Consider the following 23,280-nt stretch of genomic DNA (forward strand, 5'->3'; position numbering starts at 1 on the left):
CCCTGGGGTGGGTCCCGGTGGGGGTGTGTGTCCGGGGCCCACACCCCCCCCCCCCACCCCCACGACCTGGTGCGACGTCAGCCGTGGTCCTCCAGCATTTCGGTGACCAGGGCGGCGATCGGCGAGCGCTCCGAGCGCGTCAGCGTGACGTGCGCGAACAGCGGGTGGCCCTTCAGCTTCTCGATCACCGCCGAGACGCCGTCGTGCCGTCCGACGCGCAGGTTGTCGCGCTGGGCGACGTCGTGCGTGAGCACCACCCGCGACGCCGTACCGAGCCGCGAAAGCACCGTGAGCAGGACGTTCCGTTCCAGTGACTGCGCCTCGTCGACGATGACGAACGTGTCGTGCAGCGAGCGGCCGCGGATGTGGGTCAGCGGGAGCACCTCGAGCATGCCGCGGTCGAAGACCTCGTCGAGGACCTCCTGGCTGACCAGCGCGCCGAGGGTGTCGAACACCGCCTGCGCCCACGGCTGCATCTTCTCGCTCTCGGACCCGGGCAGGTAGCCGAGGTCCTGGCCGCCGACCGCGTAGACCGGCCGGAACACCACGACCTTGCGGTGCTGACGGCGTTCCATCACCGCCTCGAGGCCGGCGCACAGCGCGAGCGCCGACTTTCCGGTGCCGGCGCGACCGCCGAGGGAGACGATGCCGACGTCGGAGTCGAGCAGCAGGTCGAGCGCGACGCGCTGCTCGGCGCTGCGGCCGTGCAGGCCGAACGCCTCGCGGTCGCCGCGCACCAGCCGGATGCGCTTGTCCGCCGTGATCCGCCCGAGCGCGCTGGAGCTGCCCGCGAGCAGCCGCAGCCCGGTGTGGCAGGGCAGTTCGGCGAGCTCGTCCATGCCGTACTCGACCGGGTCGACGGTGCCGCCGCCGAACAGCGTGTCGAGCACGTCCTGTTCGACGTCGACGTCCGCCATGCCCGTCCAGCCGGACGGCGTGACTTCCTGCGCGCGGTACTCGTCCGCCTCGAGACCGACGGCCCCGGCCTTGACCCGCAGCGGGATGTCCTTCGTGACCAGCGTGACCGACTCGAACTCCGCCGCCAGGTTGAGCGCGCAGGCGAGGATCCGGTGGTCGTTGGAGTCGGTCCGGAACCCCGACGGGAGCACCGACGGGTCGGAGTGGTTCAGCTCCACCTGCAACGTGCCGCCGTGGTCCCCGATGGGGAGCGGCGCGTCGAGCCGGCCGTACTGGCGGCGCAGGTCGTCGAGCATGCGCAGGGATTCCCTGGCGAACCAGCCCAGCTCCGGGTGGTGGCGCTTGGCCTCCAGTTCACTGATCACGACCAGCGGAAGCACGACGGCATGCTCGGCGAAGCGGGTGACCGCCCACGGGTCCGACAGGAGGACCGACGTGTCGAGCACGTACATGTGCTGCTGGGATTCGGGCGAGGTCGAGGCTTTCTCCGGGCCAGGAACGGCACCGGTCGAAGAACGGCCAGAGGCCTTACGGGGCAAACGCTGCGCAGTCACGACGGCATCTCCCTCGAGGGCGTGTGCACCTCACGCCCGCACTCGCTGGGCCGGGCACCTCCCTGGCTGGACCACTCCCTCTGACCGGTGGGTCAGGTGGCGCGGCCACGAGGGCCGGGTGCCGGCCCCCTCGTGCGTCTCGTGGGCGGCTGCGCCGCCCCCTCGATCACCGTCACGACCAGGGCCTCCCGCGAGGACCCGCACTGATCGCGCGCCCTCACTTCGGAAGGTACCCACGAATGCCGGATCGCGCAGGGAGCCAACACGGTGATTCGCCAGATCGTCACCTCACTGTCGGTCGTCCGACATCGACGTCCGGTGACGCTCACCCTGCGTCATCATCGTCTCGATCGATGCACACTCGTCGGATTGATCTTGAGAAAATTGCTGACCGCGCGTATTCATAAGATCGACTGAACGGCTTTTACCACGTTCGGATGGGCCGCGCATTTTGCGCCACCAAGAGAGAACCGGTCCGAGTGAAAGCGCCTGCATCAGGCTCACACAATGGGCGTACAAGCCGGACGGGATGCCCGTTAAGCGAGTAATTTTCTGGCTGCGGGACACACCACCGGTTCGCCGGTGCCCGGACCCCAACAGTTCTACCTAGGAGTGTGCGAAGTGCTGAAGAAGGCTGGTTTCGTGGCCGCCACCGCTGCGGGCCTCATGATGATCGGCAGCACCGCGTTCGCCGCCACGGGCGACACGACGGGCACCCCGGACCCGACGTTCGGCGACGCCTACGCCACCTTCATCGAGGGCGGCGGCGCGCTGGGCTACGGTGCGGCTTCCCTGGTGGCCGGTGCCTACACGGGCATCGCCACCACCCCGGCGCTGATCCTGCACTCGCTGGAGCACCACCACCACTGAGTGTGGGCTTCGAAGGGCCCCCGGAGTCCGCTCCGGGGGCCCTTCGGCGTGCTCAGGACCCGAAGCGCCGGTGCCGCCACGCGTAGTCGCGGATGGCGCGCAAGAAGTCGACCCGGCGGAAAGCGGGCCAATAAGCTTCGGTGAACCAGAATTCCGAATGCGCGGATTGCCAGAGCAGGAATCCGGAAAGCCGCTGTTCACCGGAAGTTCGGATGATGAGGTCCGGATCCGGCTGCCCCGAGGTGTAGAGGTGCTCGGAGATGTGATCGACGTCGAGGATTTTCGCGAGCTCGTGAATCGTCGTGCCCTCGTCGGCGTGCTGGAGCAGCAGTTTGCGCACGGCGTCCGCGATTTCCTGACGCCCGCCGTAACCGACCGCGACGTTGACCTCCATCCCGGTCCGCCCCTCGGTGCGCGCGGCGGCTTCGCTGAGTCGCTTCGCGACTTCGGCCGGTAGCAGGTCGAGCGCCCCGACGATCCGCAGCCGCCACGAAGTCCCGGGTCCGGCGAGCTCGTCGGTGACGTCGGTGATGATCTTCAGCAGCGGCGTGAGCTCGTCCGGATCGCGGTTGAGGTTGTCGGTCGAGAGCAGCCACATGGTGACGACCTCGACGTCGGCCTCCTGGCACCAGCTCAGGAAGTCCGCGATCTTCTTCGCCCCGGCCCGGTGCCCGTCCGCGACGTCCGCGAAGCCCGCTTCCCGGGCCCAACGGCGGTTGCCGTCGAGCATGATGGCGATGTGCCGGGGATGCCGGCCGGCGGCCTGCTGGATGAGGCGCCTGCCGTAGGCGCTGTACACGACGTCGGACAAGAAGGAGCGAACACTCACGTCGAGGCAGCCTACGCACTCGGTGTGAGGCGCGTGACTGAGCACTGCTGGAGAACCTACGCTCACGTAACCTGGAAGGGTGAGCCTGACGACGGAACCCGAGCCGGTGGAGGACCTTCGCCCCCGCTTGCGCGGTCACATCCACTTCTGGACGTTCTTCGGCGCCCTCGCCGCGGCGGCGGCGCTGATCAGCCTGGCAGCGTCGACGGTGTCCCCGGTGGCGGCGCTGGCGACGTCGGTCTACGGCCTGACGGTGCTGGGCCTGTTCGGCGTGAGCGCGCTGTACCACCGTCGTTTTTGGAGCCCCCGCGCGTACAAGTGGATGAAGCGCGCGGACCACTCGATGATCTTCCTGTTCATCGCGGGCACGTACACACCGTTCACGCTGCTGGCGATGTCGAAGCCGACGGGGTACGTGATCCTGTCGATCGTCTGGGGTGGAGCGATCGCGGGTGTGGCCCTGAAGATGCTGTGGCCGCACGCACCGCGGTGGCTCGGGGTGCCGATCTACATCGCACTGGGCTGGGTCGCGGTGTTCGTGTTCCCGGAGCTCCTTTCGCACGCGGGAGTTGCCGCTTTGGTGCTGCTTTGCGTGGGCGGGCTGTTTTACACCCTGGGAGCGGCGTTCTACGGCTTCAAGTGGCCGAACCACTGGCCGGAGACGTTCGGCTACCACGAGTTCTTCCACGCGTGCACGGTGCTGGCGGCGGTTTCGCACTACATCGCGATCTGGCTGGCCATGTACGCCTAGCCTGCGGTCTCACCGTCGCATGTGGGCAGTGACCGCGTCGAAGTCCAGGTTCCACGGGCGCGCCGTCCCGTCCGCCCCCGCGCTCAACAGGCGTCCGTCCGGCAGGAACGTCATCGCGTGGATCGGGGCCAGGTGCCCGGACAGGGACGCATCCAGGCGTGGGTGGTGGGGGTCGGTCAGGTCGATGATCCGGACCGTTGTGCTGCGGTCGTTCACCGCCAGCTTCCGCGCTCCCGGGTCGAAGACCGCCGTCTGGATGCTGCTCGGGGGCAGCGGTAGCGTGCCCAGCTCGCGGGGCTCGAGGACGTTGCTCGTGTCCCACAACCGCAGCTGCTCGTCCCCGTAGACGTCGGCGATCGCCATGAATCCCTGAGCCGCGTCGAAGACCACGTTGCCGATTCCGCGCCACGTCGTGGTCAGGCGGGCCTCGTCCGTCAGGTTCCAGACCTGGATCGACGCCGTGTCCCACTCCTGCAGGCCGGTGAACACCGTGTGGCCGTCCGGGCCGAAGGTGACCGATCTGGTCGGGGGCAGCTCGGCGAGTTGCCTGGGCGCGTCGACGTGGTCGATCGCCAGCAGGCGCGTGGGGTGCCCGTCCGCGCGCAGCGCCAAAACCCTTCCCGTGGGGTCGATGCGGGCGCTCTCGGCGTCCGGGAACGTTGCGACCGGCGCTGCCGGGTTCGCCACGTCGAACAGCTCGACGACGTTGCGCGGTCGCGACACCGTGAGCCAGCGGCCGTCCGGGCTGAACCCGATCGCCGGTGGGGGGTCCAGGTCGCCGGGGATGGTGGCCAGGCGGCGGTAGTGCGGCACGTCCCACACCTGCACGGCCGCCGCTGTGGTGAACGCGAGCAAGCGGCCGTCGCGGCTGAGCGTGGCGTCCCGGATGGTGGTCGAGAAGTCGATGCGGTCGCCGGCGGCGGCCGCGCTCAGCACCAGGTCACGGGCCTCGTCGGTCGGGGCGATCCGGTACGCCGCCAGTGCCAGGCGCGCGGCCTCGGCGGAGTCCGTGACGAGGAAGCCCCGGCCTTGCGACACCATGCGTTGCGACGTCGCCAGTGCGGCCTGCTCCGCCGCTTGGTGCCGGGCGGACACGCCGTACGCCGTGATGGCCGCGATGAGCACGACCAGGATCGCGACGATCGTCGTCAACAGGCGACGGCGGTTCGCCCGGTGGCGCTCGGCGTTCCGCTCGCCGTCCCTCAGCGCGGTCGCGGCCGCCAAGAACGCGCGCTCGACGCCGTTCAGGCTCGTCTCGTTGCCCGCGCGCCACGTCAGGGCGGCGTCCAGGCGCGCGCCGCGGTAGAGGGCGCCCGGGTCGCGGTCGAACGTCTCCCATTCGCCGGCGGCCCGGGCCAGACGGCGGTGGACCTGCAGGCCTTCGCGGTCTTCGGCGAGCCAGTCCTGCAGCCGCGGCCAGTGCCGCAGCAGTGCTTCGTGGGTCAGCTCCACGCTGTCGCGGTCGAGGCTCACCAGGCGCGCCGCGGCGAGGCGGTCCAGGACTTCGCGCACAGCGGGTTCGTCGCCCAGCTCGTCGCGCACGACCCGCCGTTTCACCACGGGGGAACCGATTTCCGACGCGACCAGACGGCGGCACAGGTGCCGCAGCGTCTCCCGTTGCGCCGGGGTCAGGCTCTCGTACGTCGCTTCCGCTGTGCGGGCCAGCGCGTGCTCGATGCCGCCGGTGCGCTCGTAGCCTTCGAGGGTCAGGCGGATGCCACTCCGGCGCCGCCAGGTTTCCCGCAGCGCGTGCGACAGCAACGGCAGCACCGCGGGCTGGCTGGTCGCCTCGGCGACCAGCCTCGTGACGAGTGCCGTGTCGACCGTGCAGCCGGCCGCCGCGGCCGGGCGGACGATCGCTTCCCGCAGCTCGTCCGGGCGCATCGGGCCGATCAGGATCTGGGCGTCGGTCAGCGCGTCGGCCAAACCCTCGTGGAAGGCGCAGTGCTCGTAGAAGTCCGCCCGGATCCCGAGGACCACCCGGGTGCCGTCCACGGCCGAGCCGACCAGCTCCGAGAGGAATTCCGCTCGCTCGGCGGGATCGGTGCACAGCGTGAAGCACTCTTCGAACTGGTCGACCACGACCACGCGGTCGCGTCCCGCCGGCTGGGCGGTGTACTCGCGCAGGGGGTGCGCTCCCGGCGTGAACAAGACGTGCTCGCCGGTCAGCCGCGGGATCAGGCCGGCCCGCAGGAGCGAGGACTTGCCGGCGCCCGAGGAGCCGAACACCGCCACCAGAGGGCGGCGCGACAACCGGTCGAGCAGGTCGTCGACCAGCCGGTCACGACCGAAGAAGCGGTCGGCGTCCCCGGTCTGGAACGCCGCCAAGCCCACGTAGGGGGACTGCTCCCCGGGAGCGGTCTCCGGGTCTTCGGGCGCCAGCTCCGCGGCGGTCTCGTGCCACCGCCGTTCCCAAGCCTCGACGTCCCCGCCGCACGCCCGGACGTAGCCGACGGTCACCGGCAGCGTCGGGAGCCGCCGCCCGCCCGCGGCGTCGGACAGCGTCGTGGACGAGTAGTGCGCGCGCCGCGCCAGCTCCCGGTAGGTCGGGGTGCCCGCCTGGACTCGCAAGGCCCGCAGCTCGGCCGCGAACCGGGCCAAGCCGTCTTCGGTCGGCTCCAGCGGTCGTTCTCGTCGCGGCACGAAGCTCCCCGTGGCTCGTCTTTGTCCGGACTCCATTGTGCGCCCACGACAAAGGGGCCTCGCTCGCTCCCCGCGAACGAAGCCCCTTTCCGGCAACTCGGTTCAGCCGAACATGCCCGGCTGGTACTCGCCCGCGGGGTTCTGGACGATCACGTTCAAGCGGTTCCACGCGTTGATCATCGCCACCAGTGAGATCAGCGCGCCGATCTGCTCGTCGTCGAAGTGCTTGCGGACCTCCTGCCACGTCGCGTCGCTGACGCCCTGGTGGGCGTCCGCCAAGCGGGTGGCCTCCTCCGTCAGGGCCAGGGCCGCTCGCTCCGGCTCCGTGAACACCACCGCTTCGCGCCAGGCCGCCACCATCGCCAGCCGGACCGCTGTCTCGCCGTTCGCCGCCGCGTCCTTCGTGTGCATGTCGAGGCACATCCCGCAGCCGTTGATCTGGCTCGCCCGGATCTTCACCAGCTCCTGCGTCGCCTTCGGCAGGGAGGACTCCTCGACCGGGCGGGACGCCGCGATCAGGCGCTTGACGAACTTGGCCGTGATCTCGTTCTCGAACATGTTGAGGCGCGCTTCCATCGTTCTTCCCTTCCGTGTTCCGGTTTCACAGCCATGACGACCACGGCCGCGAGGTTGTGACAGCGGAGGAAGTGGCGCCGGTCACATCCACACCTTCGCGCCATCCCGGACCCGCTCGATCACGCCGGCGACAGCCTCCCCGACCTGCGGCGACACCTCGGTCGTGGCCAATCGGGGCGCCTTCAAACGATCACTTTCGGCGGTCACCCACGGGGACACCACGACGGTTGCCGTGAGCGGCGGCGCGTTCGACGGTGGTTGCACCCAAGACCCAATGCGCGAAAGGAGCCGCACCGAGATGGCCAAGACCATGGAACCCCAGGAGCTCATCGACAGTGCCGTGGTCGACCCGGACGGCAACAAGCTCGGGAAGGTCGGCAACGTCTACCTCGCCGACGCGACGCACCAGCCGGAGTGGATCACCGTCAAGACCGGGCTCTTCGGCACCAAGGAAAGCTTCGTCCCGCTCTCCGGCGCGCACACCGACCGCGACGGCGTCCACGTCCAGGTCGGCAAGGACAGCGTTTCCGACGCGCCCCGCATCGACGCCGACGGGCACCTCTCCCCCGAGGAGAGCGCCCAGCTCTACCGCCACTACGGGCTGCCCGTGCCCCGCACGTCACCCGACGGCCGGATGCCCGCGGACCAGGGCCGCACCGGCGACGGCCGCACGGGCGAGACCGGCCGCGCGGGTGAGCGGCAGCAGGCCAAGGGCCGGGCCGGCAGGGACGCCAAGGACAGCATGACCCGCTCCGAGGAACGGCTGAACGTCGGGACCGAGCAGGTCGAGACCGGGCACGTCCGGCTGCGCAAGTACGTCGTCACCGAGGAGCAGCAGGTCACCGTTCCGGTGCGGCACGAAGAAGTCCGCATCGAACGCGAGCCGATCACGGAGGCCGGCAGCGGCGAGGTGGAAATCGGCGAGGCCGAGCAGGACCTCGTCCTGCACGCCGAGAAACCCGTGGTGCGCAAGGAAACCGTGCCGGTCGAGCGGGCGCGGCTGCGGGCCGAGTCGGTCACCGAGGAGGAGACCGTCTCCGGCAAGGTGCGCAAGGAGCAGTTCGAGATCACCGACGACGACGGCAAGCGCCGCCGCTAGACCGCCGCGGGGGTGGCCGGTCCCCGATACCGGCCACCTCCGCGGTCACGACTTCGCGTGCTCGAGGCGGGAGATGCGGAGTTCGGACGTCGCCGGGAAACCGACCTTCGTGCGCCCGACGCCCAGCCCTCACTTCAGCATCGGCGCCGCCAGGAACTGCTCCGGGATCGCGAACGCGTCCACCAGCGTCCGAGCGTGCGGGCGCAGCTGGGCGCACAGGCCGTTCACCGCCGCGGTGACGGCCTTCCCGCGCGACGCCGTCAGGCGCCCGTGCCCCAGGAACCAGGCCAGGTCCTCTTCGATCGCCGACAGCGCGTACAGGTCGCAGACCCGCTCCAGCAGCGCGCGGGCGTCGGGGTCTTCGCAGCGCTCGATCGCCGCCACGAACGCCGAGAGGATCAGGCGCTCGACGTGGACGCGGCCGGCGCGCAGCACGTGGTCCTGCGCCGAGTTGAACACCCCGAACGGGTCCGAAGCCGCCTTGCGCAGGCGTTTCGCCACGCCCTCCACGACGTGTTCCTCGCGGTCCTCGAAGAGCCGGAGCTGCCACTCGCGGCGGAAGAAGACATCCGCGTCGGACCCCTCGGTCAGCGACTCGAGCGCCTTGCGCACGGAGGTCCGTTCCAGGATCGCGCTCACCACCTGGTCGGTGAAGAACCGCGCGGTCGCCAGCGGCGAGAGGTCCTGGAAGTCCTCCTTGTAGCTGGTCAGGAGCCCCTTCGCGACCAGCTGCAGCAGCACCGTGTTGTCGCCCTCGAACGTCGTGAAGACGTCGGTGTCGGCCTTCATGCCGGGCAGCAGGTTCTCCGCCAGGTAGCCCGAACCGCCGCAGGCCTCGCGCGCCGCCTGGATCGTCGCCGTCGCGTGCCAGGTGTTGAGGGCCTTCATGCCGGCCGCGCGCGACTCCAGCTCGCGCTGCTCCTCCTCCGGCGCCGACGAGTCGATGTCGTGCAGTTTCGACACCAGCTCTTCCTGCGCGAAGTGCAGCGCGTACGTCTTCGCCAGCGCCGGCAGCAGTTTCCGCTGGTGGGCGAGGTAGTCGAGGATGACGACCTCCTCGCCGTCCGGCGTCAGGAACTGGCGGCGGTGCTCGCCGTAGCGGATCGCCAGCGCCAGCGCGCGTTTGGTCGCGCTGCCCGCGCTGCCGCCGACGCTGACCCGGCCGCGGATCAGCGTGCCCAGCATGGTGAAGAACCGGCGGCTGTCGCTTTCGATCGGGCTCGAGTACGTCCCGTTCTCGTCGACGTCGCCGAAGCGGTTCAGCAGGGCTTCACGCGGGACACGGACGTTGTCGAAGCTGAGCCGCCCGTTGTCGACGCCGTTCAGGCCCGCCTTCAGGCCGCAGTCCTCAATGGACACCCCGGGCAGCGGTTTCCCCTCGGTGTCCCGGATCGGCACCATGAACGCGTGCACGCCGCGCGATTCGCCGCCGGTGACCAGCTGCGCGAACACCACCGCCAGCCGGCCGTCGCGGGCCGCGTTGCCGATGTATTCCTTCTGCGCCATGTGGTCCGGCGTGTGCACGACGAACTCGCCGTCGGCGTACGTCGCCGTCGTGCGCAGGTGCTGGACGTCGGAGCCGTGACCGTGTTCGGTCATCGCGAAGCAGCCCAGCAGGTCGAGGTTCATGATCGAGCGCAGGTACCGCTCGTGGTGGCGCTCGGTGCCGAGCAGCTGGACGGCCCCGCCGAAGAGTCCCCATTGGACACCGGCCTTGACCATCAGCGACAGGTCGCCGTAGCCCAGCATCTCGAACGACGTGACCGAGCCGCCGACGTCGCCACCGCCGCCGTACGCCGGGTCGAAACCCAGGCCGGGCCGGTCCGTCGCGGCGAGCGCGCGCAGCTGGTCGAGCACCTGCACGCGGTGCGGTTCGGTGCCGAGGTCGACCGGGTCCCGGAACTCCGTGTCGGTCATCTGCGCCCGCACCCCGCGGCGCAGCTCGGCCCAGCGACCGTCGAGAACGGCGGTCAGCGAGTCCGGGTCCACTTTCGACGGCACTTCGGGGACGTCCACGGCTACCTCCGGAAAGGACTGACGGCAGGCTTCCTACTCGTTGGTAGTAAGCCTGCCGCAGCCCCGTCGGCCCCGCAGGTTCAGAACGGGGGCAGACCCCTAAACGTGGACTTCTTCACGCCAGGTCGGGGCCCTTCGAGCGCAGGTCGTCGACCTTGCTCATCGCCTCGCGCAGCTCGCCCAGCCAGCTGTCGGCGTGCTCGCCGACCAGCCGGACCGCCCACGCCAGCGCGTCCGACCGCGAACGCGCGACACCCGCGTCCACCAGCGTGTCCAGCACCAGCCGCTCCGGCTGCCGCAGCCGCGTCATCACCGGCGCCGAATGCGTCGTGAACAGCGCCGTCGTCCCGCCGAGCCGGGCACCCCACGCCACCTTGCGCTGGTAGCGGTGCTCCGCCTGGCGCGCGATCTCGATGCGCTCGTCGCGCGTCTCCTCGCGGAACCGGCTGATCCGGCCCTCCTCGGCCGCCGCGCGGGCCGCGTCGTCGGCGTGCTCTTCGCCCAGCGCCGGCAGCTCGCCGACCACGATGATCTCCTCGCGGTCGACCGTCACCTCCGGGGCTCCGGTGAACCAGCCGTCGGGCAGGCGCCCGCCGAACCAGGCCGCCGCGTCCTCCGCCGAAGGCACTTCGCCCTGCTGCCAGCCCCGGCTACCTCGCCAGCCTCGTCCCATGGTCGCCACCTCCGCGATTACATGATTACAACGCTGCTGACGCTACGCCGAATACAAGACCAACAGGGACGCGTTCACCCAGGGCGATCAGAGCTGAGCGGTCAACGCCTCCGCCGACGTGACCGGCCGGTCGCAGACGTACCCGCGGCAGACGTAGGCCGCCGCACCGCCGTCGACCAGGGGCCGGTCGGCCAGCAGCGGGACGCCGGGCGCGTCCGGCTCGCCCGCCAGCACGATGCCGCCGCCGTGCACGCCCCGCGCCGCGGCCAGGCGCAGCGCCGGGTCCGCGCCGACCACCGCGACCTGCACCGGGCCGGCCTGCAGGGCTTCGGCGACCGCCAGCCAGTGCCCGGCGAACCGCGGCACCCGCGTGGCCAGCACGCCGACGCGGCGAAGCGCCTGCTCGGCGGCTTCGCGGTACCGGCCCGCGTCGGCGTGCCCCGCGAGCGCGGACGCCGTCAGCAACGCGCCCGCCAGCGCGGACGCCCCCGCCGGGCTGGCGTTGTCGCCCGGGTCGGCCGGGCGCTGGACCAGCGTCTCGGCGTCGTCGGCGGTGTCGAAGTACGCGCCGGGGACGTCCGGGGACGCGAAGTGCGCCAGCGCGAGGTCGAGCAGCCGCGTCGCCTCGGTGAGCCACTTCGCCGCGCCGGTCGCCTGGTGCAGGGCCAGGAACCCGTCGGCGACGCAGGCGTAATCCTCGAGCACCCCGGCGGATTCGCCGACGACGCCGTCGCGCGAACTGCGGCGAAGGCGCCCGTCGACGACGTGCACGCGCAGCAGGAGTCCGGCCGCCTCGACCGCGCCGTCGATCCACTGTGGACGATCCAGCGCCACGCCCGCTTCGGCCAGCGCCTTGATCGCCAGGCCGTTCCAGGACGCGATCACCTTGTCGTCGCGACCCGGCTGCGGCCGCAGGTTCCGCACCGCCAGCAGGGGAACCCGGATCGACTCCGGCAGGTCGCCGAACAGGCGCAGCGTCGACGAGCCGTGCTCGAAGGTCCCTTCCTCGGTGACGCCGAACAGCTCGGCCGCGGCCACTGCGTCGTCGCCGAGCACCTCGCGCAGCTGCGCCGGCGTCCAGACGTACGTGAGACCTTCGACGCCTTCGGTGTCCGCGTCCAGCGAAGACGCGAAGCCGCCTTCCGGCGTCCGCAGGCTCTCGAAGAGGAACTCCGCGGTCCCGGTGGCCACGCGCGACGCCGTGGCCGAGCCGGTCCGGCGTGCGAGGTGCGCGTAGAAACCGAGCAGCAAAGCGTTGTCGTACAACATCTTCTCGAAGTGCGGCACGAGCCACTCCGCGTCCACGGAGTAGCGCGCGAACCCGCCGGCGAGCTGGTCGTACAGGCCGCCGCGGGCCATCGCCTCGGCCGTCTTGTCCGCCAGGGACAGCGCGACCGGCGAGCCCGTCCGTTCGTGGTGGCGCAGCAGGAACTCGAGCACCATCGACGGCGGGAACTTCGGCGCGCGGCCGAACCCGCCGTTGACCGGGTCCGCCTCCTGCGCCAGCTTCGCGACCGCGCCGGCGAGCACCGCTTCGTCCACAACGGACTCCTGGAGCGGGCCGGTCTGCTCCGCGAGGTGCGCGACGATCTGCTTCGCGCCTTCCAGCAGTTCGTCCGGCCGCTCGCCCCACGCTTCGGCGACGGCGGCCAGCAGCTGCCGGAACGACGGCATGCCCGGCCGCGGCGACGGCGGGTAGTAGGTGCCGCAGTGGAACGGCTCGCCGTCCGGGGTCAGGAAGCAGGTCATCGGCCAGCCGCCCTGCCCGGTCATCGCCTGCGTCGCGGCCATGTACACCGCGTCGATGTCCGGCCGCTCCTCGCGGTCGACCTTGATGTTGACGAAGCCCGCGTTCATCACCGCGGCCGTCTCGGCGTCTTCGAACGACTCGTGCGCCATGACGTGGCACCAGTGGCAGGCGGCGTACCCGACGGAAAGCAGGATCGGCACGTTCCGCCGCCGCGCCTCGGCCAGCGCGTCCGGCCCCCACTGCCACCACTCGACCGGGTTGTCCGCGTGCTGGAGCAGGTACGGGCTGGTCGCGCTGGCGAGGCGGTTCATGCCTTCAGGGTCGCACCCCGGAAAAGCGGGCGCGCACGCACCGGCGGCTCGGCCACACTGGGCGGGTGCTGCTGACCATCACGACGACCCGGAACCCCGCCACCGACTTGGGGTACGTGCTCCACAAGCACCCCGAGAAGGCGCAGACGGTCGCGCTGTCGGCCGGTACCGCGCACGTCTTCTACCCCGAGGCCGGGCCGGAGCGGTGCACCGCCGCGTTGTTCGCGGAGATCGACCCGATCGGGCTCGTCCGCGGTGGCGGGACGTCGCTGACCCAGTACGTCAACGACCGGCCCTACGCCGGCGGCTCGCACCTCGCGGTCGCGCTGCGGGCGGCGTTCACCACGGCGCTCGCGGGCCGCTGCGCCGCGCGGCCCGAGCTGGTCGACGAGCTCTTCGACCTCGAGGTCCGCGTGCCGTCGCTGTCCGCGCGCGGTGGGGCCGAGGTCGTGCACAAGCTGTTCGAGCCGCTCGGCTGGCGCGTTTCGGCCACGCCGATCCCGCTCGATCCGGAGTTCCCGCAGTGGGGCGAAAGCCGCTATGTCGACCTGGCGCTGACCGGCACCCAGCGCGTCGCCGACGCGCTGCGGCACCTCTACGTCCTGCTGCCCGCGCTCGACGGCGACAAGCACTACTGGGTCGGCCAGGACGAGGCCGACAAGCTGCTGCGCGCCGGCGACGGCTGGCTCGCCGGCCACCCCGAGAGGGAGCTCATCGCGCACCGCTACCTGGAGCGGCGCCGCCCGGTCGTGAACTACGCGCTTTCGCGGCTGGCCGAGGCCGACGACGTCCCGGCGGAGGCCGAAGCGCTGGTCACCGAGGTGCCGGACCGGCCCGAGCCGCTGGCCGCGCAGCGCCACGGCAGCGTGCTCGCCGTGCTGCGGGCCGCGGGCGCCCGGCGCGTGCTGGACCTCGGCTGCGGCTCCGGCGCGCTGCTGCGCGTGCTCGAAAAGGAGCGGTCCTTCACCGAGATCGTCGGCGTCGACGTCTCGGCGGGCGCGCTCGGCATCGCCGAGAAGCGGCTGGGCGGCTACACCCGCGTCACGCTGCGGCAGTCCGCGCTGACCTACGCCGACCCGGCGCTCGCCGGGTACGACGCCGCCGTGCTGATGGAGGTCGTCGAACACGTCGACGAGGAACGGCTGCCGGCGCTGGAACACGCGGTGTTCGGTGTCGCGGCGCCGCGCACGGTCGTCGTCACGACGCCCAACGCGGAGTACAACCGGCTGTTCGATTTCCTGCCGATGGGGCATTTCCGGCACGCCGACCACCGGTTCGAATGGACGCGAGCCGAGTTCCGCGCCTGGGCGGACGGCGTCGCGACCCGGCGCGGCTACGACGTCCGGTACCTGCCGATCGGACCGGTGGACCAGGAATCGGGACCGCCGACCCAGCTGGCGGTCTTCACGACCAGTGAGGAGGTGGCCGCGTGAAGCTGACCGTCCCCGACATGGCGCTCGTCGTGCTCGTCGGCGCTTCCGGTTCCGGCAAGTCGACGTTCGCGCGCACGCACTTCGCGCCGACGCAGGTGCTCTCCAGCGACTTCTTCCGCGGGCTCGTCGCCGACGACGAGAACGACCAGGCCGCGTCCCCCGACGCCTTCGACGCGCTGCACTACGTCGCGGGCAAGCGGCTCGCGGCCGGGCGCACGACCGTCATCGACGCGACGAACGTCCAGCGCGCTTCGCGGGCGAGCCTGGTGAAGCTCGCGAAGGAGCACGACGTGCTGCCCGTGGCGATCGTGCTCGACCTGCCGCTCGGCGTCTGCGTCGCGCGCAACGCGTCGCGGCCCGACCGCGAATTCGGCGACCACGTGATCCGGCGGCAGCGCGGCGAGCTGCAGCGGTCGCTGAAGTCGCTGGAGCGCGAGGGGTTCCGCCGCGTGCACGTGCTGCGGTCCGAAGCCGAAGTGGCCGGGGCGGAGCTCGCCGTCGAGCCGCTGCGCAACGACAAGCGCGAGCTGGCCGGGCCGTTCGACGTGATCGGCGACGTCCACGGCTGCGCGGCCGAGCTCGAGGAGCTGCTGGCCGAGCTGGGGTACGTCGACGGCGCGCACCCGGACGGGCGGACCGCGGTGTTCGTCGGCGACCTCGTCGACCGCGGCCCGGACACCCCGGGCGTGCTGCGGCGCGTGATGGGGATGGCCGCGGCCGGGACCGCGCTGGTCGTCTGCGGGAACCACGAGCAGAAGCTGGTGCGCGCGCTGCACGGGCGGAAGGTCAACGCCGCGCACGGGCTCGCGGAGTCGCTCGAGCAGCTCGGCGCGCAGAGCGAGGAGTTCCGGCGGCAGGCGCACGAGTTCTGCGACGGCCTGATCGCGCACTACGTCCTCGACGGCGGCGACCTGGTCGTCGCGCACGCCGGGCTGCCCGAGCGCTACCACGGACGCGCGTCCGGCCGGGTGCGCAGCATGGCGCTCTACGGCGACACGACCGGCGAGACCGACGAGTACGGCCTGCCGGTGCGGCTGCCGTGGGCACGCGACTACCGCGGGTCCGCGATGGTGCTCTACGGGCACACGCCGACGCTCGAGCCGGAGTGGGTCAACAACACGATGTGCCTCGACACCGGGTGCGTCTTCGGCGGGAAGCTGACCGCGCTGCGCTACCCGGAGCGGCAGGTCGTCTCGGTGAAGGCGCACCGGGTCTGGTACGAACCCGCGCGTCCGCTCGACGCTTCGCGGCCGGTGGGCGGGCGCGAGCCGGCGGTGCTGGAGCTGACCGACGTCACCGGGAAGCGGATCGTGCAGACCGCGCACCACGGCCGGGTCGGCGTCTCGGCGGAGCAGTCGGCGGCGGCGCTGGAGGTGATGAGCCGGTTCGCGGTCGACCCGCGGTGGCTCGCGTACCTGCCGCCGACGATGGCGCCCTGCTCGACGTCGTCACGGGAGGACTACCTGGAGCACCCCGAGGAGGCTTTCGCCGAGTACCGCGGGGCCGGGGTCCAAACCGTGCTGTGCCAGGAGAAGCACATGGGTTCGCGGGCCGTCGTGCTCGTCTGCCGGGAGGACGCCGGGGCCCGGCGGTTCGGCATCGAGGGCGGCGGCGCGGTGTACACGCGGACCGGGCGGCCGTTCTTCTCGGCCGGACAGAACGCTTCGCTGCTGGACGACGTGCGTTCGGCGGCGGCCGGGCTGTTCGACGAGCTGGAGTCGGACTGGCTGCTGCTCGACGCCGAACTGCTGCCGTGGAGCGCAAAGGCGGGTTCGCTGATCACGGACCAGTACGCGTCGGTCGGCGCGGCCGCCCAGGCGGTGCTGCCGGCGGCGGTGTCCGCTTTGACGACGGCGGCCGCGCGCGGCATCGACGTCTCGGAGCTGCTGGCGCGGACGGCTTCGCGGTCGTCCACAGTGGACGCCTACCGGACGGCGTACCGGCGCTACTGCTGGCCGACGTCGGGGCTCGACGGCGTCCGGCTGGCGCCGTTCCAGCTGCTGGCGTCCGAAGGGGCGGCCTACCACGACCGGCCGCACGCCTGGCACCTGTCCACGCTGGCGAAGCTGGCCGGGCCGCGGTTCCAGCCGACCCGGACGCTCGAGGTCGACCTGCTGGACGAAACGTCGGTGGCCCGGGGCGTCTCGTGGTGGGCGGAGCTGACCGCCGACGGCGGCGAGGGGATGGTCGTGAAGCCCGCGGCGAACCTCACGCGGGGCTCGCGCGGGCTGGCCCAGCCCGGCGTCAAGGTGCGCGGGCGGGAGTACCTGCGGATCGTCTACGGGCCGGACTACACGCTGCCGGCGAACCTGGACCGGCTGCGCAAGCGCGGGCTCAGCCGGAAGCGGACGCTGGCGCTGCGCGAGTACGCGCTCGGCCTGGAGGCGCTGGAGCGCGTCGCCCGGGGCGAGCCGCTCTGGCGAGTCCACGAATGCGTGTTCGCGGTGCTCGCCTTGGAGTCGGACCCGGTGGACCCGCGGCTCTGAGCTAGTCGGCCTTGGTGGCCGAGGAGTCCTTCACGGGCTTCTCGGCCGCTTCCGGCTGCTCCGGCTTGACCTCGGGCTGCTCCGGCGCGGCCGCGGCGGGCGGGTCGTCGAAGCTCGCCGGGACGCGCTTCAGGTGCTTCGTCATCGAGCGGACCAGGAAGGCCACCGCCACGAGGAACAGGATCAGCACCAGGAAGCCGACCGGGGAGGACTTGCCGAAGTCCTCCCCCTGCCCGCCGTTGTCGCCGTTGCCCGGTTGCTGCGCCAACACCAGGGCCGACGCGGTCACCGGAAGCGCCACGCCGGCCGGCAGCGTCAGACTCATGTACTCACCTTCTCCTTGATGCCGGCGAACAGGTCGTCCTCCGGCAACGTGCTGTCCACCAGCGACTTGACCAGCTCGTACTCCTCGGTCGGCCAGACCTCACGCTGCATCTCCAGCGGTACCGCGAACCAGCGGCTGGTGGGGTCGATCTGCGTGGCGTGCGCCTTGAGCGCCTCGTCCCGCACCTCGAAGTATTCACCGCACTCGACGCGGGTCGTCACCCGCTCCATGACATCGGCCCGGTTCGGGTCCCACTTCGCCAGCCACTCGGTGTACGGCGACTCGAGCCCGGCCGCCTTGAGCGCCTCGTCGAACAGCGTCATCCGGGCGCGCGAGAAGCCGTGCCCGTAGTACAGCTTCAGCGGCTGCCACGGCTCGCCGGCCTCGGGGAACCGGTCCGGGTCCGGCGCCGCGTCCCACGCCGCCATCGACACCTCGTGGGTGCGGATGTGGTCGGGGTGCGGGTAGCCGCCGTTCTCGTCGTACGTCGTGATGACGTGCGGGCGGAACTCCCGGATCACGCGCACCAGCGCCTCGGTGGACTCCTCCAGCGGCACGACCGCGAACGAGCCCTCCGGCACCGGCGGCAGCGGGTCGCCCTCGGGCAGGCCCGAGTCGACGAAGCCGAGCCAGCGCTGGCTCACCCCGAGGATCTTGGCCGCGCGGGCCATCTCCTCGCGGCGGATCTCGGACATGTTCGCCAGCACCTCGGGGCGGTCCATGGCGGGGTTGAGGATGCTGCCTGCCTCGCCACCGGTGCAGGTGACGACCAGCACCTCGTGGCCCTCGGCGGCGTAGCGCGCCATCGTGGCGGCGCCCTTGCTCGACTCGTCGTCGGGGTGCGCGTGCACGGCCATCAGGCGCAAACGCGGCTTGGCGGTCTTCGTCAGCTGGTCCACCATGCTGCGAACGACTCCTTCTCTACCTGTATTCCGCGACCCACCTGCGGGCCGCCCACCCAGCGGGCGGATACTCGAAGCCGTACCCGCCCCTCCATTGTCCCCGCGGGTCCGACAAGAACGAGCAGGAGGCCCCGCGTTGGCGAGCGGACCGGCGAAAACGGCAGCCCCCGCGCTGCCCGAAGGCCGGTACGGCGCACGCCGGGCCACGCCGTCGCGACGCTGGCGCCGCTGGCTCTTCCTGGGCATCGCCCTGCTGGTCAGCGGCGTGATCACGTGGGTGGCCTACGTCAACCTCGGTGCCGCGCCGATCGACGCCGAGCGCGTCGCGTTCAGTGAGAAACCGGGCAACGCGATGGAAATCACCATCAACGTGACGCGGGACGACAACGGCAAGCCGGGCGTCTGCATCGTGCGCGCCCGCGACAAGACCGGCGCCGAGAGCGGCCGCAAGGAGCTCCTGATCCCCGCCGGCGCGAAGTACAGCAGGATGACCACGACGATCAAGAGCATCGGGGAACCGGTGACCGCGGACGTCTTCGGCTGCTCGTACGACATACCACGGTATCTGTCAACCCCATAGCGGCCAACGGGGTGAACCGCGCGCTCAACGCCCAGGGCCAGCGGAATTAACGGGCGTCGACCTGTCGCGCCGTGATAGTCTGACCCTTCAGCACGGCCCACGACGGGCCGTGTTTTTCCTTTATCTCAGCCACGTGGGCAACTACGCCCGTGTGGGCCGGCTTGAACACGCAAGCCTGGCAGGCCCGACGAGGAGATGGTGACCGTGAGCGACACCAAGGTGACCTGGCTCACCCAGGATGCCTACGACCGGCTCAAGCACGAGCTCGACGAAATGATCGAGAATCGTCCGGTCATCGCCGCGCGCATCAACGACAGCCGCGAAGAAGGCGACCTCAAGGAGAACGGCGGCTACCACGCCGCCCGTGAAGAACAGGGCCAGGCCGAGGCGCGCATCCGGCACCTTCAGGAGCTGCTGCGCTCGGCCAAGGTCGGCGAAGCGCCCGCGAACGACGGCACCGCCGGCCCGGGCAAGGTCCTCACCGTCCGCTACGAGGGTGACGACGAGGACGAGAAGTTCCTCCTCGCCACCCGCGAAGAAGGCGCCGAGGGCGAACTCGACGTCTACTCCCCGGAGTCGCCGCTGGGCAAGGCCCTGCTCGGCGCCAAGGAGGGCGAGTCCCGCGAGTACGAGCTGCCCAACGGCAAGCTGCAGAAGGTCACCCTCGTCAAGGCGGTTCCCTACACCGACACCAAGTAGGCGCGGCTAGCGTGTCCTCCCAGGATTCACATTCTGGGAGGACTTCGCTGTGAGCACCGAACCGATCTGCCTGGCGTGCGGCATGCAGTACGCCGCCGCCCGTGACGACTGCCCGGTCTGCGAGGACGAACGCCAGTACGTCCCGCAGTCCGGGCAGCAGTGGACGAACCTCGCCGCCCTGCGTTCGAGCGGCACGTACACGCCGCGGATCGAAGAGCAGGGCCGCGGCATCATCGGCGTCGGCTCGAACCCCGGCTTCGCGATCGGCGAACGCGCGCTGCTGGTGCAGGCGCGCTCGGGCAACTTCCTCTGGGACTGCGCGGCGTACCTCGACGACGCGCTGGTGGCGCAGGTCCGCGACCTGGGCGGGATCACCGGCATCGCGATCAGCCACCCGCACTACTACACGACGATGGTGGAGTGGGCGCACGCGTTCGACGTCCCGATCTACCTCCACGAAGGCGACCAGGAGTGGATCGGCAGGCCCGACCCGGCGGTGAAGCTGTGGTCCGGCACGACCCTCGACGTCGCCGACGACCTGCGCCTGATCAACCTCGGCGTGCACTTCACCGGCGGCACGGTGCTGCACTGGCCGGACGGCGAGGACGGGCAGGGCGCGCTGCTGTCCGGCGACATCGTGCAGGTGATCCCGGACCGGACGCACGTCGGGTTCATGTACAGCTACCCGAACCTGATCCCGGAGCGCCCGCACGTCGTGCGCCGCGCGGCGGAACTGCTGGCGGGGTACCGGTTCGAGGCGATCTACGGGGCCTGGTGGGACGCGATCGTCCGCACCGACGGCTCCGAGGTGGTCCAGCGCTCGGCCCGCCGCTACCTGGCCCACGTGACCGACCAGTCCGAAACGCCACTTTCCCTATGAAAGCTCCGCCGGCGGAGCTTTCATAGGGAAAGTGCGTCCGGGTCAGCCCCGCGCGGTCCGCTCCAGGAGGGGGCGGACCCGCGGGGGTACCGGGGTCGACAACGCGATCGACGTCGACGTCCGGATCACGTCCGGCACCCCCACCACCTCGTCGATCACCCGCTGCAGGTCGTCGTTCCCCCGCGCCACCATCCGCACGAACAGGTCGCCCTGCCCGGTCGTCGCGTGGACTTCGCAGACCTCGTCGATCGCCGACAGCGCCTCCGTCACCTCCGCGCGGCGGCCCTGGGCGATCTCCAGCCACGCGAACGCCGTCAGGCCGTAGCCCATCGCCGCCAGGTCCAGTTCCGGCGGGAAGCCGCCCAGGATGGCGCGCTCGGTCAGGCGGTCGAGGCGCGCCTGGACCGTCCCGCGCGCGACCCCCAGCCGGCGCGCGCACTCCAGCACGCCGAGCCGCGGCGAATCGGTGAGCAGGAGCAGCAGTCGCGCATCCAGCGCATCGAGGTTCTCGGGCATGCACAGATTGTCCACCATGACAGCCGATGTCCGGCGAGTACTCGGCAGATTGCCCAGTGAAAATTCGGACCATTGCACATCTTGCCTCGCAAGCGTGATCCTTCGAGGTATGACCCAGACTGCCGACCCCCAGAGCGGCCTCGACGACGTCAGCTACGACCAGCTGCGTCAGCTCGTCGGGCTCGTGGACCACGACGCCTCGACCGACCCGTTCCCGGTCAAGGCCATGGACGCGGTGGTGTTCATCGCGGGCAACGCCACCCAGACGGCCTGGTACTACCAGATCGCGTTCGGGATGCAGCTCATCGCGTACTCGGGCCCCGAGACCGGTGACTTCGAGCGCAAGTCCTACGTCTTGAAGTCCGGCTCGGCCCGGTTCGTCATCACCGGTGGCGTGAAGCCGGACTCCCCGCTGCTCGACCACCACCGCAAGCACGGCGACGGCGTCATCGACCTGGCGCTGGAGACCACCGACGTCGACAAGTGCGTCGAGCACGCCCGCGCGCAGGGCGCGACCATCCTCGAAGAGCCGCACGACGTCTCCGACGAGCACGGCACCGTGCGCGTCGCCGCGATCGCGACCTACGGCGAAACCCGCCACTCGCTGGTCGACCGGTCGCGCTACACCGGCATCTACCTGCCCGGCTACGAGCCGCGCGAGAGCACGGTCAAGCGGCCCGAGGGCGCGCCGAAGCGGCTGTTCCAGGCCGTCGACCACTGCGTCGGCAACGTCGAGCTCGGCAAGATGGACTACTGGGTCGACTGGTACCACCGCGTCATGGGCTTCGTGAACATGGCGGAGTTCGTCGGCGACGACATCGCGACCGAGTACTCGGCGCTGATGAGCAAGGTCGTCTCGAACGGCAACCACCGGGTGAAGTTCCCGCTGAACGAGCCCGCCGTGGCGAAGAAGAAGTCGCAGATCGACGAGTACCTCGAGTTCTACGGCGGCGCCGGCTGCCAGCACATCGCGCTGGCCACCAACGACATCATCGCGACGGTCACCGCGATGCGCGCCGCCGGCGTCGAGTTCCTCGACACCCCGAACTCGTACTACGAGGACCCGGAACTGCGCGCCCGGATCGGCGAGGTCCGCGTTTCGATCGAGACGCTCAAGGAGCACAGCATCCTGGTCGACCGCGACGAGGACGGCTACCTGCTGCAGATCTTCACGAAGCCGATCGGCGACCGCCCGACCGTCTTCTACGAGCTGATCGAGCGGCACGGTTCGCTGGGCTTCGGCAAGGGCAACTTCAAGGCCCTGTTCGAGGCGATCGAGCGCGAGCAGGAGCGCCGAGGCAATCTTTAACGCCGAGGCGCCATCAGACACAGTCGCGGCAATCTCTGACATGTAACGCTGCCAAGGCCACCGTGGGAGACCTCCGGGTCCCCTATGGTGGCCTTTGGCGTTTGAGGGACACAGTCGGGGAACCGCGGGCGGCCCGGATCCGTCAGTGTGGTGGAGCAGAGAGAAGGGGCCGGGATGCCGGACAGCATCGACGCCAGCGACGCGATGATCGACAACTGGACCAAGCGGCTCGAGGAGAACGCCGCGCGGTACCAGGCGCTGGCCGATCGGGTGCAGGGCCAGTCGGTCACCGAGCGCTCGAAGGACGGCACCGTGCAGGTGACCGTCGATTCGCGCGGGCTGCTGAAGAACCTCGTCATCGCCGAAACCGCGTCGGGCAAGCGGATGGCCGAGGTGTCGGCACAGGTGATGCAGCTGGTGCAGCGCGCGCAGGCGCGGATCCCGGAGCTGCTGCAGCAGGCGATGACGGAGACCACGGGCACCGGCGACCTGGCCGCGGCGGAGATCGTCCGCGAGGCGCAGAGCACCTTCCCGCAGCCGCCGCCGGAGCCCGAACCCGCGTTCCCGGAGCCCGACCGCGTCCGCCGGTTCCTGCCGGAGGACAACGAGGAGCAGCAGCCGCCGCGGACCCCGCCGCCGGCCGCGCCACCTGCTCCGCCGCAGCCGCCGCGGCGACGGCGTCCGGTGGACAACGACGATGACGACGACTTCGGCGGACCGATCCTTTCCTGAGGGGGAACCGATGACGGATGTGGAACTCAGCACCGACCTGACGGCGCACGCCCACCAGCTCGACGCCATCGGTGACGGGTTGCAGCAGGCCGTCGACGCGGCGAACCAGGTCAGCATGCCGACGGACGCGTACGGCATCCTCTGCCAGCCGTTCCGGATGCTGCTCGACCCGGTGGAGCAGTACGGGATCGACGCGCTCAAGGACGCCGTGGCCGCGATGACGGCGGTGTCCGGCAAGGTCCGCGAAGCCGCGGCGGCGTACCACAAGTACGAATCCGGCGTCGCCGACGACCTGAACAAGTCCACGGACGGCGCCTGATGCCGGAGGGCAACCCGCTGGTCGCGGAGTCGAAGCAGGACCCGGACGGCCCCGGCGCGTTCACCGCCGGCAACGGCGACTACGGCTGGGCCGGCGGCATCGGCATCGC

The 23,280-nt window shown here is 70.9% G+C and carries 22 protein-coding genes; 11 read left to right on the forward strand and 11 right to left on the reverse strand.

Annotated features, from left to right (window positions below):
- Positions 1 to 77: 77 nt before the first annotated feature.
- Entirely contained in the window at positions 78 to 1,370 is a 1,293-nt protein-coding gene (locus tag AB0B33_RS46185; RefSeq protein ID WP_360784428.1) for a PhoH family protein, read from the reverse strand.
- 390 nt (positions 1,371 to 1,760) lie between these two features.
- Complete coding sequence (locus AB0B33_RS46190; protein WP_360784431.1) at positions 1,761 to 1,976, reverse strand: hypothetical protein; 216 nt, start codon at positions 1,974 to 1,976, stop codon at positions 1,761 to 1,763.
- Between the two features lie 117 nt (positions 1,977 to 2,093).
- On the opposite strand from AB0B33_RS46190, the gene AB0B33_RS46195 reads away from it, so the two are divergent.
- Positions 2,094 to 2,342 carry a hypothetical protein gene (locus AB0B33_RS46195; RefSeq protein WP_086683841.1) on the forward strand — a complete coding sequence of 83 codons (249 nt, stop codon included), beginning with the start codon at positions 2,094 to 2,096 and terminating at the stop codon, positions 2,340 to 2,342.
- Positions 2,343 to 2,394: 52 nt separating this feature from the next.
- Here the strand turns inward: AB0B33_RS46195 and AB0B33_RS46200 are convergent, their stop codons facing one another.
- A complete protein-coding gene (locus AB0B33_RS46200; RefSeq protein ID WP_360784434.1) occupies positions 2,395 to 3,171 on the reverse strand; it encodes an isoprenyl transferase in 777 nt (258 codons plus the stop codon).
- Positions 3,172 to 3,250: 79 nt separating this feature from the next.
- On the opposite strand from AB0B33_RS46200, the gene AB0B33_RS46205 reads away from it, so the two are divergent.
- Complete coding sequence (locus AB0B33_RS46205; protein WP_247018707.1) at positions 3,251 to 3,922, forward strand: hemolysin III family protein; 672 nt, start codon at positions 3,251 to 3,253, stop codon at positions 3,920 to 3,922.
- A 9-nt stretch (positions 3,923 to 3,931) separates the two neighbouring features.
- On the opposite strand, the gene AB0B33_RS46210 is transcribed toward AB0B33_RS46205, so the two are convergent.
- Positions 3,932 to 6,565 (reverse strand): helix-turn-helix domain-containing protein, encoded by a 2,634-nt coding sequence (locus AB0B33_RS46210; protein ID WP_360784438.1) that lies wholly within the window; start codon positions 6,563 to 6,565, stop codon positions 3,932 to 3,934.
- Positions 6,566 to 6,667: 102 nt separating this feature from the next.
- Complete coding sequence (locus AB0B33_RS46215) at positions 6,668 to 7,141, reverse strand: carboxymuconolactone decarboxylase family protein (RefSeq protein WP_247018683.1); 474 nt, start codon at positions 7,139 to 7,141, stop codon at positions 6,668 to 6,670.
- Between the two features lie 298 nt (positions 7,142 to 7,439).
- Between AB0B33_RS46215 and AB0B33_RS46220 the strand changes: the two genes are divergently transcribed.
- Complete coding sequence (locus AB0B33_RS46220) at positions 7,440 to 8,240, forward strand: PRC and DUF2382 domain-containing protein (protein ID WP_360784441.1); 801 nt, start codon at positions 7,440 to 7,442, stop codon at positions 8,238 to 8,240.
- 129 nt (positions 8,241 to 8,369) lie between these two features.
- Here AB0B33_RS46220 and AB0B33_RS46225 read toward each other — a convergent pair whose 3' ends face one another.
- The 3 genes from AB0B33_RS46225 to AB0B33_RS46235 all read right to left on the reverse strand — a co-directional run bounded on the left by AB0B33_RS46225 (position 8,370) and on the right by AB0B33_RS46235 (position 12,990).
- Positions 8,370 to 10,256 carry an acyl-CoA dehydrogenase gene (locus AB0B33_RS46225; protein ID WP_360784444.1) on the reverse strand — a complete coding sequence of 629 codons (1,887 nt, stop codon included), beginning with the start codon at positions 10,254 to 10,256 and terminating at the stop codon, positions 8,370 to 8,372.
- A 115-nt stretch (positions 10,257 to 10,371) separates the two neighbouring features.
- Positions 10,372 to 10,929, reverse strand: a complete 558-nt coding sequence (locus tag AB0B33_RS46230; protein WP_247018677.1) for a hypothetical protein — start codon at positions 10,927 to 10,929, stop codon at positions 10,372 to 10,374.
- 87 nt (positions 10,930 to 11,016) lie between these two features.
- Positions 11,017 to 12,990, reverse strand: a complete 1,974-nt coding sequence (locus tag AB0B33_RS46235) for a thioredoxin domain-containing protein (protein WP_360784447.1) — start codon at positions 12,988 to 12,990, stop codon at positions 11,017 to 11,019.
- A gap of 65 nt (positions 12,991 to 13,055) precedes the next feature.
- On the opposite strand from AB0B33_RS46235, the gene AB0B33_RS46240 reads away from it, so the two are divergent.
- Both AB0B33_RS46240 and AB0B33_RS46245 read left to right on the forward strand, forming a co-directional pair.
- Positions 13,056 to 14,423: a 3' terminal RNA ribose 2'-O-methyltransferase Hen1 gene (locus AB0B33_RS46240; RefSeq protein WP_360784450.1), complete on the forward strand. Its 1,368-nt coding sequence runs from the start codon at positions 13,056 to 13,058 to the stop codon at positions 14,421 to 14,423.
- Positions 14,420 to 16,909, forward strand: coding sequence for a polynucleotide kinase-phosphatase (locus AB0B33_RS46245; protein ID WP_360784452.1), 2,490 nt, complete (start codon positions 14,420 to 14,422; stop codon positions 16,907 to 16,909). The genes AB0B33_RS46240 and AB0B33_RS46245 overlap by 4 nt, the downstream gene beginning before the upstream one ends.
- A 1-nt stretch (position 16,910) precedes the next feature.
- Here AB0B33_RS46245 and AB0B33_RS46250 read toward each other — a convergent pair whose 3' ends face one another.
- Complete coding sequence (locus AB0B33_RS46250; protein ID WP_360784455.1) at positions 16,911 to 17,234, reverse strand: hypothetical protein; 324 nt, start codon at positions 17,232 to 17,234, stop codon at positions 16,911 to 16,913.
- Entirely contained in the window at positions 17,231 to 18,136 is a 906-nt protein-coding gene (gene mca, locus AB0B33_RS46255) for a mycothiol conjugate amidase Mca (RefSeq protein WP_360784458.1), read from the reverse strand. Before mca ends, AB0B33_RS46250 begins: the two co-directional genes overlap by 4 nt.
- A gap of 136 nt (positions 18,137 to 18,272) precedes the next feature.
- Between mca and AB0B33_RS46260 the strand changes: the two genes are divergently transcribed.
- The 3 genes from AB0B33_RS46260 (at position 18,273) to AB0B33_RS46270 (ending at position 20,295) form a co-directional block, all read left to right on the forward strand.
- Entirely contained in the window at positions 18,273 to 18,716 is a 444-nt protein-coding gene (locus AB0B33_RS46260; RefSeq protein ID WP_247018664.1) for a DUF4307 domain-containing protein, read from the forward strand.
- A 195-nt stretch (positions 18,717 to 18,911) separates the two neighbouring features.
- Complete coding sequence (greA, locus tag AB0B33_RS46265; RefSeq protein ID WP_247018662.1) at positions 18,912 to 19,415, forward strand: transcription elongation factor GreA; 504 nt, start codon at positions 18,912 to 18,914, stop codon at positions 19,413 to 19,415.
- 49 nt (positions 19,416 to 19,464) lie between these two features.
- The gene (locus AB0B33_RS46270) at positions 19,465 to 20,295 is read left to right on the forward strand and encodes an MBL fold metallo-hydrolase (RefSeq protein ID WP_360784461.1); all 831 of its coding nucleotides are present in this window, start codon (positions 19,465 to 19,467) and stop codon (positions 20,293 to 20,295) included.
- Between the two features lie 42 nt (positions 20,296 to 20,337).
- Here the strand turns inward: AB0B33_RS46270 and AB0B33_RS46275 are convergent, their stop codons facing one another.
- On the reverse strand, positions 20,338 to 20,811 hold the full coding sequence (locus tag AB0B33_RS46275; protein WP_247018660.1) for an Lrp/AsnC ligand binding domain-containing protein: 474 nt from the start codon (positions 20,809 to 20,811) through the stop codon (positions 20,338 to 20,340).
- Positions 20,812 to 20,920: 109 nt separating this feature from the next.
- Here AB0B33_RS46275 and hppD point away from each other — a divergent pair, with 109 nt between their 5' ends.
- The 3 genes from hppD to AB0B33_RS46290 all read left to right on the forward strand — a co-directional run bounded on the left by hppD (position 20,921) and on the right by AB0B33_RS46290 (position 23,171).
- The gene (gene hppD / locus AB0B33_RS46280; protein WP_247018658.1) at positions 20,921 to 22,120 is read left to right on the forward strand and encodes a 4-hydroxyphenylpyruvate dioxygenase; all 1,200 of its coding nucleotides are present in this window, start codon (positions 20,921 to 20,923) and stop codon (positions 22,118 to 22,120) included.
- Between the two features lie 174 nt (positions 22,121 to 22,294).
- Complete coding sequence (locus AB0B33_RS46285) at positions 22,295 to 22,852, forward strand: YbaB/EbfC family nucleoid-associated protein (protein WP_360784465.1); 558 nt, start codon at positions 22,295 to 22,297, stop codon at positions 22,850 to 22,852.
- A 10-nt stretch (positions 22,853 to 22,862) separates the two neighbouring features.
- Positions 22,863 to 23,171, forward strand: coding sequence for a type VII secretion target (locus tag AB0B33_RS46290; protein WP_247018654.1), 309 nt, complete (start codon positions 22,863 to 22,865; stop codon positions 23,169 to 23,171).
- Positions 23,172 to 23,280: the final 109 nt, after the last annotated feature.

The sequence above is a fragment of the Amycolatopsis sp. NPDC049159 genome, from assembly GCF_040648295.1.
Lineage (GTDB): Bacteria > Actinomycetota > Actinomycetes > Mycobacteriales > Pseudonocardiaceae > Amycolatopsis > Amycolatopsis pretoriensis_A.

What these genes read in the sequence shown, in the direction of transcription:
- AB0B33_RS46185 (WP_360784428.1), bottom strand. Translation starts at nt 1,370, where the DNA reads ATGTACGTGCTCGACACGTCGGTCCTCCTGTCGGACCCGTGGGCGGTC.
- AB0B33_RS46215 (WP_247018683.1), bottom strand. Translation starts at nt 7,141, where the DNA reads ATGGAAGCGCGCCTCAACATGTTCGAGAACGAGATCACGGCCAAGTTC.
- AB0B33_RS46220 (WP_360784441.1), top strand. Translation starts at nt 7,440, where the DNA reads ATGGCCAAGACCATGGAACCCCAGGAGCTCATCGACAGTGCCGTGGTC.
- AB0B33_RS46230 (WP_247018677.1), bottom strand. Translation starts at nt 10,929, where the DNA reads ATGGGACGAGGCTGGCGAGGTAGCCGGGGCTGGCAGCAGGGCGAAGTG.
- AB0B33_RS46235 (WP_360784447.1), bottom strand. Translation starts at nt 12,990, where the DNA reads ATGAACCGCCTCGCCAGCGCGACCAGCCCGTACCTGCTCCAGCACGCG.
- AB0B33_RS46250 (WP_360784455.1), bottom strand. Translation starts at nt 17,234, where the DNA reads ATGAGTCTGACGCTGCCGGCCGGCGTGGCGCTTCCGGTGACCGCGTCG.
- mca (WP_360784458.1), bottom strand. Translation starts at nt 18,136, where the DNA reads ATGGTGGACCAGCTGACGAAGACCGCCAAGCCGCGTTTGCGCCTGATG.
- greA (WP_247018662.1), top strand. Translation starts at nt 18,912, where the DNA reads ATGGTGACCGTGAGCGACACCAAGGTGACCTGGCTCACCCAGGATGCC.
- AB0B33_RS46275 (WP_247018660.1), bottom strand. Translation starts at nt 20,811, where the DNA reads ATGCCCGAGAACCTCGATGCGCTGGATGCGCGACTGCTGCTCCTGCTC.
- hppD (WP_247018658.1), top strand. Translation starts at nt 20,921, where the DNA reads ATGACCCAGACTGCCGACCCCCAGAGCGGCCTCGACGACGTCAGCTAC.
- AB0B33_RS46285 (WP_360784465.1), top strand. Translation starts at nt 22,295, where the DNA reads ATGCCGGACAGCATCGACGCCAGCGACGCGATGATCGACAACTGGACC.
- AB0B33_RS46290 (WP_247018654.1), top strand. Translation starts at nt 22,863, where the DNA reads ATGACGGATGTGGAACTCAGCACCGACCTGACGGCGCACGCCCACCAG.